Source organism: Variovorax sp. Soil_C_12, assembly GCF_057657375.1.
The window spans coordinates 347,823-363,838 of sequence record NZ_JBDGIO010000001.1; the positions used below are offsets into that span (position 1 = coordinate 347,823).

Annotated in this window: 18 protein-coding genes and 2 pseudogenes; 7 read left to right on the forward strand and 13 right to left on the reverse strand. The window is 61.4% G+C overall.

Going from position 1 to position 16,016, the window contains the following annotated elements:
* Nucleotides 1–8: 8 nt before the first annotated feature.
* From AC3A6X_RS01760 to AC3A6X_RS01820, 13 genes and pseudogenes are all read right to left on the reverse strand, one after another.
* A pseudogene (locus tag AC3A6X_RS01760) lies at nt 9–104 on the reverse strand (3-oxoadipate CoA-transferase); the annotation flags it as partial.
* A gap of 3 nt (nt 105–107) precedes the next feature.
* On the reverse strand, nt 108–650 hold the full coding sequence (locus AC3A6X_RS01765) for an NADPH-dependent FMN reductase (RefSeq protein ID WP_487840548.1): 543 nt from the start codon (nt 648–650) through the stop codon (nt 108–110).
* Nucleotides 651–686: 36 nt separating this feature from the next.
* Complete coding sequence (locus tag AC3A6X_RS01770) at nt 687–1,013, reverse strand: Dabb family protein (RefSeq protein WP_487840549.1); 327 nt, start codon at nt 1,011–1,013, stop codon at nt 687–689.
* Between the two features lie 5 nt (nt 1,014–1,018).
* Entirely contained in the window at nt 1,019–1,324 is a 306-nt protein-coding gene (locus AC3A6X_RS01775; protein WP_487840550.1) for a YciI family protein, read from the reverse strand.
* Between the two features lie 296 nt (nt 1,325–1,620).
* Nucleotides 1,621–2,007 carry a RidA family protein gene (locus AC3A6X_RS01780; protein ID WP_487840551.1) on the reverse strand — a complete coding sequence of 129 codons (387 nt, stop codon included), beginning with the start codon at nt 2,005–2,007 and terminating at the stop codon, nt 1,621–1,623.
* A 36-nt stretch (nt 2,008–2,043) separates the two neighbouring features.
* Nucleotides 2,044–3,138 carry a maleylacetate reductase gene (locus tag AC3A6X_RS01785; protein ID WP_487840552.1) on the reverse strand — a complete coding sequence of 365 codons (1,095 nt, stop codon included), beginning with the start codon at nt 3,136–3,138 and terminating at the stop codon, nt 2,044–2,046.
* Nucleotides 3,139–3,143: 5 nt separating this feature from the next.
* On the reverse strand, nt 3,144–3,986 hold the full coding sequence (locus AC3A6X_RS01790) for an intradiol ring-cleavage dioxygenase (protein ID WP_487840553.1): 843 nt from the start codon (nt 3,984–3,986) through the stop codon (nt 3,144–3,146).
* A 147-nt stretch (nt 3,987–4,133) separates the two neighbouring features.
* Nucleotides 4,134–5,306, reverse strand: coding sequence for an MFS transporter (locus tag AC3A6X_RS01795; RefSeq protein WP_487840554.1), 1,173 nt, complete (start codon nt 5,304–5,306; stop codon nt 4,134–4,136).
* A gap of 62 nt (nt 5,307–5,368) precedes the next feature.
* Nucleotides 5,369–6,793, reverse strand: coding sequence for an amidohydrolase family protein (locus AC3A6X_RS01800; RefSeq protein WP_487841080.1), 1,425 nt, complete (start codon nt 6,791–6,793; stop codon nt 5,369–5,371).
* Between the two features lie 160 nt (nt 6,794–6,953).
* On the reverse strand, nt 6,954–7,679 hold the full coding sequence (locus tag AC3A6X_RS01805; protein ID WP_487840555.1) for a DUF1028 domain-containing protein: 726 nt from the start codon (nt 7,677–7,679) through the stop codon (nt 6,954–6,956).
* 40 nt (nt 7,680–7,719) lie between these two features.
* Nucleotides 7,720–8,703, reverse strand: a complete 984-nt coding sequence (locus AC3A6X_RS01810) for a tripartite tricarboxylate transporter substrate binding protein (RefSeq protein WP_487840556.1) — start codon at nt 8,701–8,703, stop codon at nt 7,720–7,722.
* A gap of 29 nt (nt 8,704–8,732) precedes the next feature.
* On the reverse strand, nt 8,733–9,452 hold the full coding sequence (locus tag AC3A6X_RS01815; protein WP_487840557.1) for a DUF1028 domain-containing protein: 720 nt from the start codon (nt 9,450–9,452) through the stop codon (nt 8,733–8,735).
* A gap of 52 nt (nt 9,453–9,504) precedes the next feature.
* Nucleotides 9,505–10,488, reverse strand: coding sequence for a Bug family tripartite tricarboxylate transporter substrate binding protein (locus AC3A6X_RS01820; RefSeq protein ID WP_487840558.1), 984 nt, complete (start codon nt 10,486–10,488; stop codon nt 9,505–9,507).
* Between the two features lie 127 nt (nt 10,489–10,615).
* Here AC3A6X_RS01820 and AC3A6X_RS01825 point away from each other — a divergent pair, with 127 nt between their 5' ends.
* The 7 genes and pseudogenes from AC3A6X_RS01825 to AC3A6X_RS01855 all read left to right on the forward strand — a co-directional run.
* Nucleotides 10,616–11,536 carry a LysR family transcriptional regulator gene (locus tag AC3A6X_RS01825; RefSeq protein ID WP_487840559.1) on the forward strand — a complete coding sequence of 307 codons (921 nt, stop codon included), beginning with the start codon at nt 10,616–10,618 and terminating at the stop codon, nt 11,534–11,536.
* A 503-nt stretch (nt 11,537–12,039) separates the two neighbouring features.
* Complete coding sequence (locus tag AC3A6X_RS01830) at nt 12,040–12,456, forward strand: RidA family protein (RefSeq protein ID WP_487840560.1); 417 nt, start codon at nt 12,040–12,042, stop codon at nt 12,454–12,456.
* Nucleotides 12,457–12,517: 61 nt separating this feature from the next.
* Nucleotides 12,518–13,198, forward strand: a complete 681-nt coding sequence (locus tag AC3A6X_RS01835) for a flavin reductase family protein (protein ID WP_487840561.1) — start codon at nt 12,518–12,520, stop codon at nt 13,196–13,198.
* 189 nt (nt 13,199–13,387) lie between these two features.
* Nucleotides 13,388–14,374, forward strand: a complete 987-nt coding sequence (locus tag AC3A6X_RS01840; protein WP_487840562.1) for a Bug family tripartite tricarboxylate transporter substrate binding protein — start codon at nt 13,388–13,390, stop codon at nt 14,372–14,374.
* Between the two features lie 171 nt (nt 14,375–14,545).
* A complete protein-coding gene (locus AC3A6X_RS01845) occupies nt 14,546–15,073 on the forward strand; it encodes a GlcG/HbpS family heme-binding protein (protein WP_487840563.1) in 528 nt (175 codons plus the stop codon).
* A 79-nt stretch (nt 15,074–15,152) separates the two neighbouring features.
* Entirely contained in the window at nt 15,153–15,611 is a 459-nt protein-coding gene (locus AC3A6X_RS01850; protein WP_487840564.1) for a RidA family protein, read from the forward strand.
* Between the two features lie 227 nt (nt 15,612–15,838).
* Nucleotides 15,839–16,015, forward strand: a pseudogene (locus tag AC3A6X_RS01855) (class I tRNA ligase family protein); the annotation flags it as partial.
* Between the last annotated feature and the right edge of the window lies 1 nt (nt 16,016).

Sequence of the window (16,016 nt, forward strand, 5' to 3'; positions counted from 1 at the left end):
ATGGGGTAGCGCGCTCCCTGCTCGACAAGGCCATCGACAAGCTCACCCGGGAACCCCGCCGTTCCGAAACCATCGCCGACGGAAGAGGCAATCTTGTCGATCATGGCTTAGCCAAGCCGCTGTTTCAGGCCCTGCATGGCGAGCAGCAAATCAACGATGAACTTGCTGCCGGCCTCGTCGGTGAACTGTCCCTGCGCATCGAACTTGCCCGCGCAATGATTGATGAACACCTCAGGCTTGTTCACCGCGAACGCATCCATGAACACCATGACCTTGCGCAAGTCGTATTGCACGCGCGCGGTGCCGACCGGCCCCGGGCTTGCGCCCATGATGCCGACGACCTTGCTGGCGAACGGCGGCTCCGGCGGGCGCGACATCCAATCGAGCGTGTTTTTCAGCACGCCGGGGATGGAGAAGTTGTACTCCGGGGTCACGATCAGCACTGCGTCCGCCCGGCGCACCTTGGCCTTCAACGCAGCGACAGGGGTAGGTTCCCCCTGTGCGCGCTGGTCGTCGTTGTACATGGGAATTTCGGCGATGCTCGCGATCTCGATGCTGATTCCCGCAGGTGCGAGCTTCTGAGCCGCTTTGAGTGCCAGCGTGTTGTAGGAACCGGCGCGGAGGCTGCCGGACAGGCCAAGGATATTCATCAGGTTTCCAATCGAAGGTAAGCGGGATCCGCGGAGCTATGCCGCGTGTGGCGTAGTGAAGTAATCCACCTGGTGCCGCGCGATACGCAGGTTGCCGACCTCGCGCTTGACACGCAGATGTTCGGGGTGACTCGCGTAGGCCTCCAGCGCCGCCTGGGAGGCGAACTCGCTGTACAGCACGACGTCGCATGCGTAGTCCACGCCGCTTGTGTCGATGCCGACCTCCAGGTGCAGGAGACCGGGCACCCGCCCTCGCAGGCTGTGGAAGCTCTCCGCGAGCTGCCCGGCATTCTGCCGGCGCTGCTCGGGCGTTTCGCCGCGCAGTTTCCACATCACGATGTGTTTGATCACGTTGCTCTCCATGGCGCTCACTCCGCGGGCGGAAAGCCGGCCTTCTGGGGCCATAGATTCTGGAAGGCATGAACACTGCTTGACGCGTAGACACCAGCGCGCGTGAACGGCTCGTCGGTGAGCCATGCCTGCGCATCGTCCCGGCAGGCGAAGTCGATCGACAGCAGGCTACCGATCATCGACGTTCCGTCGTCCGCGAGAAGGGGCCCCGCGAAGGCGATCCGATCAGCTACCCGCGCCAGATAGGCCTTGTGAGCAGGTCGAAGTTGCAGACGCAGCTCCTTCACACCGGGTTTGTCGATCAGGAAGAATGTGTAGAGCATTTTGGGATATCACATCCTCGTAAGCGCCGTGGAGAGGGAACATCACAATCGGCGGGTTGACGCTCGCAATATTGAGAAAGGCGCGGTGTTCAACCTTACCGGCCCCTCGGTGCAGACAAGGGCGATCGGTCGCGGAACGACGGCGCTGGTGATCAGCTTTGCTTGCTGCGACTCGTCCAGGTCCCTGCAGCCGAGGCCGTGGAACCTGGACGTTGAAGGCGCTTGCGGCATGTCGGCGTCTCCATTGAACACCGACTGAAACCTCACGGCTGCAATCGGGTCTTCGATTTAGTTGGTCAGTCCTTGACGGTGGCGATCGCCTCGATTTCCACCCGCGCGCCCATGACCAGCCCTGCCGCCTGGAACGTCGTGCGCGCCGGCGGATCCTTCGGGAAATACTCACTGAACACCTTGTTCATCGGCAGCATCTCCGCGAGGTCGGCAACGTAGATGACGACCTTGTGAACATCCTCGAGCGACGAACCACCGGCCTCGAGAACAGCTTTCAGGTTCTCACAGACCTGGCGCGTTTCCGCCTCCATGCCGCCAGCGGCAAGTTGGCCGGTGGCGGGATCCATGCCGAGCATGCCGGACGTGTAGATCCAGTCGCCCACCTTGATGCCTTGTGACAGCGGTACCTTCACAGGCGGGACTTTGTTCGTGTGGATGACGCTTCTCTTCATGAGATCTCCGTTGGTAAGGTTTGCCTCGAGAGGCGGTTAAGGCACTTGCGCGCCAATCGAATTCGGCCTCACGCCCTCGTAGGCGTGCTGCAGCAGCTCGCGGATTTCGGCGCGCTGGGCGCTACCGATGGGGCGCGGGTTCCAGTATGGGTTTGCAACTGCGAGGTCAGCTGCCATGTCGAGATCCTCGTGGCGCATGCCAATATCTTTCAATGCCACCGGGGCACCGCTTTGCTGCGCGAGGTCGAAAAGGCCAGCTGCCGCACTCACCCCCCTACTTCCGAGCGCTCGCTCGATGCGTCTGGCAGCTTGCGGGGCCGCAGTTGAGTTGAACGCTATCGCATGGGGCAGCACGACGGTATGGACTTCGGCATGGGGCAAGTTGAATGCACCGCCAAGCGTGTGGCAAAGCTTGTGGTGCAACGCCATGCCGACCGTTCCCAGCACGGTGCCGCACAGCCATGCCCCGTACAGCGCGTCACTCCTGGCTGCAACCTCCATAGCGTCTGCCCGGATCCCGGGCAGCGCCTGCGCAAGTGCGCGAATCCCTTCCTCGGCCATCAAATCCATGACCGGATTGCTGTCCTGCGCGTACAAACCCTCTGCGGCATGCGCGATCGCGTTCATCGCACTGGCTATGCTCATTGCCACTGGAAGCGTTAGGGTGAGTTCGGGATCGTAGATCACCGTGCGAGGCAACACGCGCATATCCTTGCCGGTCTTTTTCAGCCCGGATTCAGTGATGCCATAGATCGGCGTCATCTCGCTTCCCGCATATGTCGTCGGGATTGCAAGCACCGGGAAGGATGATTCGAGCGCAATTGCCTTGCCGAGACCGGTCGTCGATCCGCCGCCGATCGCAACGGCGCAATCGGCATTGAGTTGACGCGCGAACTCACGGGCTTCTCGAGCCGTTTCGATCGGCACATGCATCACCGCACGTGCAAACACCCCAGCAGCTCGGTTGCCAATGCGCTCGGCAATCGCGTGGGCCTGTTCGGCCTGCTCCGGCGTCGAAAGCACGATCGCGCGCTTGGCGCCCAGCAGGTCGATCTCCCGCTCGAGGTGTGACAGGCTTCCGGCACCGAAAACCACTCGCGAGGGCTGGGCGGTATAGACGAAGTCCTTCATGTCCTTCAACCGTTGAGCGCGCGAATCGGGTTGAGCACGAAGTCATATTCCAGCAGGTAACTACCATCCGCCTGCTCCTTCCACTCGCAGACCAGCGACTCGCGCACGCCGAATACGGCATCGGAATCGAGGTAGTCGCTCTTGTCGCGAAAGACGTGCGTGACCAGCGTCTCATAGCCAGGTGCCTTGACCATGAAGTGAAGGTGCGCCGGGCGCCAGGGATGTCGTCCCGTGGCTTCCAGCATCCGGCCCACGGGGCCGTCGTGAGGAATTGCGTACGGCACGGCAAGGATGGACCGGAAGAAGAACTTCCCATCGCCATCCGCCTTCAAGACACCCCTCGCCTGCGCCTGATCCAGCCCTTCGTGCTGCACGTCATACAGCCCGTCTTCGTCGGATTGCCACACGTCCAGATCGGCTTTCGGGATTGGGTTTCCGGCGATGTCGCGGACGGTCCCGCGCACCAGGCAAGGCGTGCCCTTCGCTCCATTGGCGATGTCTTCTCCAAGCTCATACCTCGGCGCACCTTTGACATGGAAGGGACCGAAGACCGTCGACTCCGTACAGCCTCGCGGCTTCTCGGTATTCATCGCGACCGTGAGCATGGACAAACCCAACACATCGGAGAGCAGGATGAACTCCTGCCGCTTCGAGTCCGTGATGTTTCCGCACTGCGTCAGGAAGTCGATTCCCTGGAACAACTCTTCCTCGGTCAGCTTCACGTCACGTGCAAAAGCATGGAGATGCTGCACCAGGCTCGTCATGATCTGGTGGAGACGAGGAGTCCCGGCATCTGCGAAGCTGGCGATCACAGCCTGTGTGATGTTGTCTTGATTGAGGTTTCGCATGGTTCAGGAGGGGCAGCTTCCGGGCAGGTCAGTCGAACTATAAAATTTCACAAAGTTGATGAGAAGCCTTTGAAGCGGAAATGATATTTCCTTAAATTGGAAAGATGGATCGCTTCACCGTGGCACAACACCGAGGGCCGGGCACGCTCATTCGCCAGCTGACCGGAGCCGAAGTGCACGCGCAAAACCCCAGCCCGCGACGGGCAAGGCGACAGCCGCCGAGAGCAGGACCGGGGTGAAGCCGAAGTGGTCCACGACATACCCGGTGGCGGTCACGCCCAGCGCCTGCCCCGTGAACAGAAAAGACGCGAACACCGCCACGGATGTCCCTCGTGCCGCGGGCACCATTTGGGTTGCGTGGGTCTGCAAGGTGTTGTGGTACAGGAAGGTGCCGAAGCCAACCACCAACGCGATGGGGCCGGCTAGCAAGGGCAGCACCGAAATCCACCAAGCCAGGAAGCCGCACCCCATCAGCCAGCCGCCCGCCAGCGCCATGCGCCGCTCGCCGAAGCGGACCACGATATGACTGGCGGTGAAGGCGTATGCCAGGCCGCCGACTGCATTAAGCGCCGCCAGGGCCGACGCCGTGGATAGCGGCAGTTTGTGGTGAACGTGCAGGTATGTCGGCAGATAGCTCAACGGACCCAGCAGGAAGAACCCCTCTGCCAGTACCGCCAGCAGGACGACGCGCGCCCAGGGCTGGCGCAGCACGGCCAGCAACTGTTGCGCCATCGGCACCTGAGAAGCAGCGCCGACGGGCGCGGTAATCGAGGCATGTGCCCCGCGCGCCCGCAGCGTCAGCAGGACCGCCACCACGGAATATCCCACGCTCAGGCTGAAGAAGGCGGCGCGCCATCCGGTGGCTGATTCGGCAAACAACCCACCGGCCAGCTGGCCCGCCATCATTCCGGAAATGGTGCCCGTGAGCAAACGGGCCAGCGTGGCCTGGCGCTGGTCATAGGGGACGGTGTCGCCGATCCAGGCCATGGCCAAGGGAATCACGCCAGCGGCGGCGATGCCCCATGCGACGCGGGTCCAGACCAGCACCTCGAAGTCGGGCGCAAGCGCCGACGCCAGCGATGCCACCGCACAGCCGGCGAGCGCCAGACGCACCAAACGTGGCTTGCCGTAGCGGTCGCCCATCGGCCCGTAGAGCAGCTGCACCATGCCGTAGGCCACGGCAAACCAGATGATGACTTGCCCGGCCGCGCCCGCCGTCACGCTAAAGTCGCTAGCCAGGCGAGGCAGCATCGCGTCGCAGATGCGCAGGGCAGCCGCGCTGAAAAACGCGGCGGCAGCCAGCAAGGTAACCGTCACCAAGGAAGCCTGATCACTTTAATGTTTCCTGAAGTCGGGCGCTGACACGTCAAGTTCCACGCCTTTTACGCGTTGGGAAGCGGCGCGAACGACTCCGAAAACGGATCTGGCTTGTAACCGGCAGCATTGAACAGATAAGCGCGGGACTCGTCGATCGCGGCACGCAGCTTCGCCTGATCCACGCCCAGCACGACGCCATCGCGTTTGCGGAGCCGCCCGCCAATGATGACGGTATCGACATTGCTGCGCTCAGCCGCGTGCACCACGGTACCGATCGCGTTGTTGACCGGGTAGATGTTGAGGTCCTTTGTGCGGATCAGGACCACGTCGGCCTGCTTGCCCGGCGTCAGGCTGCCAGTGCGCTTTTCCAGTCCCGCGGTTGCGGCCCCGTCGATCGTGGCAGCTTGCAACAACCGGGAGGCATTGGTTGACGCCGCCACATCGGGATTGCCACCATGTCCCAGAACCCGCCGCAGGTAGAAGGCGACGCGCATTTCCATGAACATGTCGCCGCTGTAGGAGGTCTCGTTATCGACACTGAATCCCGGGCGAATGCCGTGCTCGAGCGCCTTCTGCCACGCATTCATGCCATCTTCGATGCCATAGTGGGCATCCGATCGGGGGGTCACACTCACGCGCACACCTGCCTCGCGAATGATGTTCCAGGCGGATTCCGGCAGGCCGATGCAGTGGTTGAAGATGTTGTCGTTTCGCAGCAGCCCTTTCCGGTGCAGGTCTGGGAGCTGGGCTGCCAAGTCGGCGCCAATGAACTCGGTCACGATGACAGCGCCCAGTTCCCGTGCAACGGCCCACTGGTCCGTTTCAAGCTTCGGAAAGGCGTCCATAACGCCCAGTGTCAACAGGCCTGCAGGCTTGTTGGCGACGTACTTGTCATGCAGGCGTTTTAGGTTGCCCGGCCAATGGGCCTTGTCCCAATCGCCCGCGACTGGCGCCCCGGTGACGTGCACCGCCCGGATGCCTGTCTCAAGCAGTGCGTCAACTGCGGCGTCAGAGTGCGCGGCAGTACGGCTGTTGTGGGAATCGTCAACCACGGTGGTAATACCGGCATCGATGCAACCCAGCGCCGTAATCATGTTGCCTACGTAGATGTCGCGCGGCCGGTAGTATTTTGCAAAGGAGAGGTGAGTGGCGTTGCTGTAGTCACCGAGCGATGCGGCGTTGGGATTGATGCGGCGCAGCTGGCCTTCCCAGGAATGGCGGTGGGTATCGACCATGCCCGGAATAGCGATCATGTCTGCGGCGTCAATTACTTCGGCACCACCAGCGTCCAACTGCGAGCCGATGGCGGCAATGGTGCCATCGGCAATCAGGATATCGCCCTTGGTCAAATTGCCGACCTTGGCATCCATACTGACGATCGTGGCGCCTCGAATCAGAATCCTGCGAGGGGCTGATGCCAGCGGCCCCACCAGTTGAAGGCCTAGATCGGAGGCTTCTGCGCCCCCGCAGGCAGCAACGGCTCCAGTCACGCATGTTGCCGCAGCAAATCTAAGCGCATTACGGCGCGTAAAAACAGAACTCATGTTGTCCTCAGGATCATTTGCGTTAGACGGGGTTGGCGGCCGCGCTGAACAATGCGGCGCCAGCAAGTAGGGGAGAACGTCCTGGCGCCAGTGACGGCGCCTGCGATCACTTCAAGGTTTCTTGCAGTTGAGCGCGAGTCAGGTTCTCGCGCTCCCATGCCAGCTGCGTCGGGCAACTGCCGGGGTCTTCCTCGCGGGCTTCGTAGTAGGGCTGATACGGCTTGTACAGGCTGTAGATGCGGCGCAGTTCCTCCACCGCGGTCCCATGCATGTCGACGCGCAGGTCCCATGCCGCGTAGCTCTTGCGGTCCATCACAACCACGCAGGCGGATCGCTCGGGCACATGGCGGCCGTTGGCGGCCTGGCCACCCGCGTCCTTGCCGGACTCCAGCGTGCTGATGAGGCGTTCGACCAGCGGCTGGTCCGGGTCTTTGTTGAACGTGGTTTCCATCGCCTTGAGCACATGTTCGCCTGCCAAAACGTTGCCGAAAACGGTGTAGTCTGGCCCCGTCTTGTCTCCGGCCCAACCCGTAACGCGCGCGCCCGTGTGAACCACGCCCACACCGTCACGCGTCATCACGGCGATCTGGCGAAGGCTCTCGTGGAGGTCGTCCTCGACCAGGGCAGCAAGCACGCTCTTGCTCGACCACCCCTGCTGCAGCAGGCTCTGTGCCAGTGGCGCATTGCGCCTGCGCCCGTTGGCCTGTGACATGACGACGCCGTAGGCGTTGTGCGCTCCTTGCGTGAACGACCCGAAGGCAACTGAATACGTCGCGACGGCGACGCCGATCTGATGGGTGCGCGGGCAGTGCCCGATTACCGTGTAGGTCATGATGGGTTCCGGTCAGCATTGAAGGGTGTACGGGTCGCGCTCAGTCAAGGCGAATGTTGTTGCGTTTCACGATCGCGCCCCATTCTTCGTAATCCTTGGCCAGGAACGATCCGAACTCCGCCCGGGTTCCCCCCACGGGAATCAAGCCAAGTTCGACCGCGTTCTTTTGAAACTCGGCCGACGCAACGACCTTCTGCAATGCCGCCGACAAGCGATCAAGGACTTCCGCAGGGGTACCCCGCGGTGCCAGGATGCCGTTCCACGAATGCAACTGGTTGCCCGGCAAGACCTCGGACAACGTGGGGACACCGGGCAGGCTCGGTACGCGCTGATTGGCAGACACGGCCAGCGCTCGCACCTTGCCTCCCTTCACCTGGGGAATGGCGGCGGCCGACGCTTCCATCGAAAACTCAACGTCCCCGCTCATGACCGCCAGCATGCCTCCGTCCTTGTAGGGAATGGCCGTCATGGTCGTACCCGTCTTCTGCGCCAGCTGAAGGGCCGCGATGTGGCTTGGCGTGCCATCTCCGTAGGTCGCGTAGTTCATCTTGCCCGGCTCGCGCTTGGCGGCTTGCACCAGATCATCAAGCGACTTGTTCGGGGAATTTGCGCGAACGATCAGCACAAAAGGAACTTCAGCGACGTGGATGACCGGCACCAGGTCGGACGCCTTATACGGCAGCTTGCTGAACACATGTGGATTGAGCGAGACCGACGGAACTGCGGTGTAGAGAAGCGTATATCCGTCGGCGGGAGCCTTGGCCACGAGGTCCGTGCCAATGATCTGGCTCGCCCCGGGCCTGTTGTCGACGAGGACCGGTTGGCCAAGATCCTTGGTGAGGCGCTCTGCAATGAACCGGGCCGTGACGTCCGGAGAAGCACCTGCCGGCCAGGGCACGACCAGGCGCACCGGCTTTGTCGGAAACGGCGCCTGGGCGAAGACGGACGCGGACAGGAGAGCCGCCGCCGCGAAGACGGACACGGTCCGGCGGGAAACGGCGCAACGGAAAAGATTGATGCTCATATCTGGCTCCAAAAGAAATGGGATGAAATTCAGGCCAGGTGCGGCGGCGGTTTGCCGTACTCGCGTTCGATACCGCGCTCCTTGAGCCAGTCCTTGTGCCGGGGCATGACCGACGGGTCATCGACCAGCGCCTCGTAGTACTCCACCAGCGGCATGTACCAGTCGACGATCCGCCGCAGTTCCGCGATCGGCTCGGACGCGTGGTCGCAGCGCAGGTCCAGCCGCGCCGTGCCCTTGCGGCCGAACGTCTTGATGGCCGCCGAGGTCTGGCCCTCCAATTGGCCGCCGGCATCGCGGCCGCCTTCGATCGCGCGCATCAGGCGATCGTCGAAACTCGCGGCGCGGTTTTTCTCCCACGCCTCGCAGATCCCATCGATGGTCTTCTCGCCGGCGAGCACGTTGCCGAAGGCAATGAAATCGGAGCCGATGCGATGCCCTGCCCATTGATAGTTCTTCTTGCCCGTGAAGACGGCCATCCCACCGCGCGAGTCGAGAACACCGACCTGCCTGTATTCCCAGTGTTTGTCCATCTGTTCCATGTCGATGAGCACCTTCTGGGCCGAATACCCTCTCTCGAGCAAGCCCAGCGCGACCTTGCCCAGCCGAGGTTCCACGGACGATTGATAGGAGAGCACGCCGGCCTGCGCCGACGCGAAGGGCGCTACCCAACCCACCGCCGGTGAGAAGCTCGAAATGCACATACCGAAATCACCCGACTGCTTGTCGTGCGCAATGATCGTGAAAGTCATGGCTAAAACCCCTTGTCTGAATTGGTGAAATTTGCGCTTCCGGTTGGCCGCATCAGTCGAGGCGAATGCCATTCCGCTTCACGACGGCTCCCCAGTTTTCGAAATCCTTGGCCAGGAACGAACCAAACTCCGCCGGTGTTCCGCCGACGGGAACCAAGCCAAGTTCGAGCAGGTACTGGCGGAACTCGCTCGATGCTGCGATCTTCTGCAGTGACACCGACAAGCGATCCACTACCCCCGGAGGGGTGCCACGCGGCGCGAAAATGCCGTTCCATGAGTACAACTGGCTGCCAGGATAGCTCTCGGACAAGGCGGGAATGCCCGGCAAACTCGGCATACGTCCTTTTGCGGACACTGCCAGCGCTCGCAGCTTGCCTCCCTTGATCTGAGGGATGGCATCGGCCGACGCGGCGAACGTCCAATCCACGACTCCACTCATGACGTCCAGAATGCCTCCATCTTTGTATGGCACATGCGTCATGGTTGCGCCGGTCTTCTGCAACAGCTCCAACATGGCAACATGGTTGGGTGTGCCCTCTCCATGTGACGAATAGGTCAATTTGCCAGGCTCCCGCTTGGCGGCTTGCAACACCTCGTCAACCGACTTGTACGGCGAATCCGCGCGAACGCTCAACACAAAATTAACGTCCACGAGGTGGATGATCGGCACAAAGTCGGAAGGCTTATACGGCAGCTTGGCAAACAAATGGGGGTTCAACGAGATAGCCGGAGCTGTGCCGTAAAAAAGCGTGTATCCATCGGCGGGAGCCTTGGCCACTGCGTCCGCGCCAATGATCGAGCTCGCCCCCGGCTTGTTGTCTACGAGTACCGGCTGTCCAAGATCCCTGGAGAGGCGCTCTGCGATGAATCGGGCTGAAACGTCCGGTGAAGTTCCTGCCGGCGTCGCGACAACCAGCCGGATGGGCTTGGTCGGAAACGTTGTCTGGGCGAAGGCGGGTCCGACCAGGAGTGTTGCTGCCGCGAGTACGGACACGGAACGGCGGGAAAAAACCGCAAGAAAACGATTGATGCTCATGCTTGCTCCAAAGTGGGACCGTGGGGACAGGAGTTCCCGTGTACCGGGCCGATAAATCGCAGTCTATAATTTCACCAATCGACTGAAAAGAACGAGAACGGAATTCACATTTCCATGAAGCGGAAAAATGGACCGATTCACTGAGCTGTCACTTTTCATCCAGGTTGCAGAGCGGGGGAGTCTCAGCAAGGCCGCGGAGACATTGGGCTTGTCCAATCCTGCCGCGAGTCGCTACTTGGCTTCGCTTGAGAACCGCGTCAAGGTGCGGCTGGTTGAGCGGAACACCCGTCGCCTCTACCTGACACGCGAGGGTCAGGAGTTCCTTGAACGTGCACGGCACATCCTCGGTGAGCTGGACGAAGCGGAATCGGCCGTTCATAGCGCCACCCTCAATCCCTCAGGCGTTCTACGAGTCAGCGCCTCGCTGTCTTTCTCGATGCAGATCATTGCGCCTCGCCTGCCTCGCTTCCACCAGCTCTACCCCCAGCTACGGGTGCATGTAGAAACTGCGAACAGGTACCTGGACATGATCGACAACGGGATCGATGTCGCAATCCGCACACGAGAGCAGGAGCCGGACAGCACCATCACGATTAGACGTTTAGGGACGACACGGAGATTCCTGGCGGCATCTCCGGCATACCTCGCAACCCGAGGCGCTCCGCAACATCCGCGCGAGCTTTCACTGCACGCTCTTCTGCTATACGTCTATGCGAAGAACCCGAATGAGCTGAGTTTCACTCGCGGCGCGCAGCGGGAGTCAGTGACGGTTCATGGGCTGCTCGAGTCAAACGATGGTCAAGTGCTCAGGGCCGCGGCACTGAACGGGCATGGAATACTCGTGCAGCCCAGCTACATCCTCTATGACGATGTTGTTGCCGGTCGTTTGGTGCCCGTGCTGGACGAGTGGGAGTTGCCACAGCTCACGATCAATATCGCCTACCCCAGCCGCAAGCACTTGTCGGCAAAGGTTCGCTCGTTCATCAACTTCATGGTTGATGAATTTGCCGCCCATGATTACGAGCGGAAGTGGACCGGGCGGATGTGACGCTCAGGCCCTGCTGAAGTGCCTACTGCTGTTCCGCGTCCCACATCCGCCCAGGGCAGCCCTGAGTCCGCCCACTGGTTGCCGTCCGCGCTATTGCAGCGTGGCCTGACCTGAAGAGACGATGATGGGGCATGCCGCTCCAAGCGGGCGTGTCGCCACCGCCAATCACTGCTTCCATCACCGCTGAAGCACTCGCTGCACTCATCGCCGAGCGCGACGCGCTGGCCGGCGCGACGACCACGAGGCGCCGCTGCCTTGGAACATCCACTTCGGCGCCGCATAGATCGCCGCGCACACTTCTGCTCGAGCACCACGGGCAAGGGCGGAGGGCTTACGCTCCACCAGCCGTACCCTGACGTCATCTTCACGCGCGGCCAGGTAGCGTGTTACCGCGGGATCCGACAGGCCCAGCCCTCTGGCCCCCGCTGAGGCTGACATGTTCTGCAACCTGGACCAACAGCGATAGCTCAGTGGTTCAATCCAATTTTTCATTTCAAGGAAAGATGATTTCCAAAATCATCGCTTTGCACCCGATCGATGAATTTATAGAGTGCAGCTCATCGTTCACCGCTCAGCGCTCAGCGCTCTCGCACAAACCGAATATGCGGAATCTCAGTTGGGACAACATCACTCAGGCGCTGATCGCCAGCTTCGAGCAGGCAGGCTCACCTCGATTCCATCAGATCATGACGAGCTTCGGGCAGAAGCTCAAGGCTGTTATCGAGGCTGCAGGGTCAACGCTCCAGGACGTGCACAAGGTCGTCATCTATGCGGTCGATCTCGCAGAGATGATGCCCATGAACAAGGTGTTCAGCGGGTACTTCCCCAACCATCCTTCCGCACGCACCACTTTTCAAGCCGCTGGCCTGGTCATGCGTGCCTGCGTAGAGATCGAGGCGATCGCCACCGTCAAGGATTGAGGAAGAAATCGTAGGACGACCGGGGCCGAGCGGGCCCTGGGCAATGTCACGGATAGCAGCCATGCCGCCATCACCCTCGCCACGCACGTTCCACGGCCTCGACTGCAGGGCGCTCGACCCTTCGCAGCAAGCCAAATTGATCACCAGCACGATCGTTCCGCGTCCCATCGCGCTCATCTGCACGAAGGGCCCCGCGGGTCTGAATGCCGCGCCATTCAGCTTTTTCAACATCGCCAGTATCAGTCCGATGATGGTGATGTTCTCTATCGCACCTACGCAGTATCAACGCGCAGGCGAGCTCAAAGACACGCTGGTGAACATCGAAGCGTCGCGCGAGTTCGTGGTGCACCTCGTTGATTACGAGAACCGGCAGGGGATGAACGCCTGCTGTCCTGAATATCCCGCGGACGTCAGCGAACTCGAAGTGGCCCAGTTCACGCTCGATCCGTCCGTGAAGGTGCAGCCGCCGCGCATCCTGAACTTCCCAATCCAGTTCGAGTGCGTCCTGTCCCAGATGCACGATCTCGGCGGCTCAGGCCACCGGCTCGTGGTTGGCGAAGTCGTCTATGCGCACTACCGCGAAGGCGTGTTCAACGAACAGCTGCACGTGAACCTGGAAGCGCTCGACACCATCGGGCGGCTTTCGAGCCCTGGAACGTACGCCCGAATTACCGACCGCTTTCAGATGATTCCGCCAACTTTGAGCGCGGCAGAACCGGAGCCCAATGCGATGAGTAGTTAGCCCTGGGAATGCGGCCGGGCGGGAACCACCAAGGGATTTGTCCGCGCGCAGATGACCCCATTCCAGGCAAGGATCGCGCATGCCAAGGCTGCGCGGCCACAGTGAACGGCCGTCGCGACGCACTCGAATTCATCTTGCTTCCATCTCTGACCTACGGAAACCGACCATTCATCACGGAAAGGTAGTCACATGAATCGCAGAGATTTTTCTTCGAAGTTGCTTGCTCATGCCTTGAGAACCCCGGCTATCGTGTACGGACTGACGCAAGTGCCGGCCTTTGCGCAAGAGAAGTACCCCAACCGCCCGATACGCATGATCGTGCCGTTTCCCGCGGGCACCGCACCCGACGTTTCCGCGCGATTCGTCGCAGAGCGGATGTCAAAGACCCTAGGCCAACCCGTGATCGTCGACAACAGGGCCGGGGCAAGCACGATCGTGGGTACACAGCAGTTCGTCGCCACGCGTCCGGACGGCTACAACCTCCTGTACACGGCAAACGTCACGCTCTCGATCAACCCACACGTGTACAAGAAATTGCCGTATCAGGTCGGGGATCTAGTTCCGGTCACTCGAACGCTGGCAATTCCGTTTGTGATCGTCGTGAGGTCCGACTCGAAGCTCAAGACCTTGTCCGACCTGATCCAGGAAGCGAAGCGAGTTCCCGAGCGACTGAATTACAGCTCGTACGGCGTGGCAACCGCCCCGCACGTGGCGATGACCTACTTCTGCAACAGCGCGGGAATCTCCATGACCCACGTGCCTTACAAGGACGGTGGCCTTATCGATCTACTTGGCGGCTCGATCGACACGGCATTCAGCCCTGTCGCCGACGTCCTGCAGTACCTCAAGACAGGAAAGCTGCGGGCGCTCGCGGTCTCGAGTGCAACCCGGATCAAGAGCCTGCCCGAAGTGCCGGCCGTTGCCGAGATGTCCCCCGGATTCGACGGTGACTCCTGGCATGCCCTCTTCGTCCTGAAGGGCACTCCACAGAGCGTCGCCGATCAGTTGGCTGCGGCCGCGCGCGGCGTGACCGCGTCCGAAGAGTTCAGCAGATTCCTGGCTGACATGGGCCTGGTTCCGGCAGGCGACTCGCCGGCCCAGTTCGCGAGCTTCCTGGCCAACGATTCTCGTCGCTGGGAGAAAGTGGTCAAGGAGAACAATATGTCAGCAGAGTGAGGAAGCACGCATAAGCCCAACCCGAAAGATCCGCGCTCGAAGACTGAATGTCGGGGTATCGCGGCAGCGGTTCGCAACTGCACAACTTGTATCAACAGACGGAAGTGCGCGCCGCCCCGAGGTGCACATGCGTGCGCGCGCTTCCGTCTTCTATACCCGAAGGAATTCGCCATGATCACTGTACGCAACATCGCATCCCTCATCGCCGCGCTCACGGTATACGGCGGAAGCGTGCCGGCCATCGCACAGGCACCCGCGGCCGCAGCCGCACCTGCCGCGTCCGCAGTCCCGCAGTACGGAAGCAACATCAATCTCGAGCAGGCCCGTCACGCCATCGGTGCTGCGATCGCCGAAGCCCGTCGGATCAACGTTCCCATGGCTGTGGCGGTGGTGGACACCAGCGGCAACCTCGTGGCTTTCGAGAAAATGGACAACACGCAGAACGCCAGCATTCTGGTCGCACAGAACAAGGCGGTTTCGGCCGCGATGTACCGCCGTCCGACCAAGGCGTTCCAGGATGCGCTGGCAGCTGGCAACGCCGGGCTGCGCATTCTCACCTTGCCCCACGCGAACGCTGTTGAAGGCGGCATTCCGCTGATGCAAGGGGGCGTGATCGTCGGAGCGATCGGCGCCTCGGGTGGCTCTCCGGATCAGGACTCGGTCGTGGCGACTGGTGGTGTTGCAGCGATGGGGCGATGAAGGGTTGCCGGCATCGCCACCGAGTGCGCATGTACCTGCCTCGCCCCATTGAAACTGGCTCTTTAACTTAGGAGTGGATATGAAATTTCGTCATGCACTGCTCGCGACACTATGCGGTTCGCTTTTTCTGGCAACGACTGCGAACGCCCGTGAGTACTTCAAATCGGAAGCAGGGCAGCCCCGTGGGTATTCCACCGCAGTTGCCACTGAAGGTGGAAAGACTGTCTGGATATCGGGTCAAGTCGGTATAAGGAATGAGCAGGGCAAATCGATGGCCGGCGACTTCGAAGGCCAGGCTCGCGTGATCTTCCGAGCCATCGACGCCGCGGTCAAACGCGCCGGCGGCAGCATGAAGGACGTCGTCAACATCACTGTCTATTTGACCGACCCCAGGCTCCTGGAGCCGCTCATTCCGATTCGCCACGAGTTCTGGCCCGAGGGCAACTTCCCTGCGAGCACATCCATCACGGTGCACAGCCTGCCTTTCGTCGGAATGATGATCGAAGTGTCTGCGGTCGCGATCATTGGTGATAAATAGACGTATCCCAACGACGGCGAATGATGACCCCGACCCATGCCATGGAGCGACGCCAGGCTGACCGAGCACGGGAGGACTGGGGGCATGCGCTGCAAGCTGGGAAAGGCTCCGTTAAGACGGCTAGGGCTATTGCGCCAGCTGCCTACCGCTTGGCTCTGTCGGAACGAGCCAGGCTGGCTCATCGAAGTGAACTCGAAGCTCAGAGTAACTCGGCCGGCCTCCAAGCCCAGGTGGCTCAGCACGGAGTCGAAGCTTGGCACCCTCGCCGCACGCTCGATGTCTGGTTCGACAGCGGTACAACGCACGAGTTCGTCATGCGCCAACGCTTCGGGCGAACCGCGGACGTCTACCTGGAGGGCGTCGATCAGCACCGCGGCTGGTTCCAGTCCTCCCTGCTCACAGCGG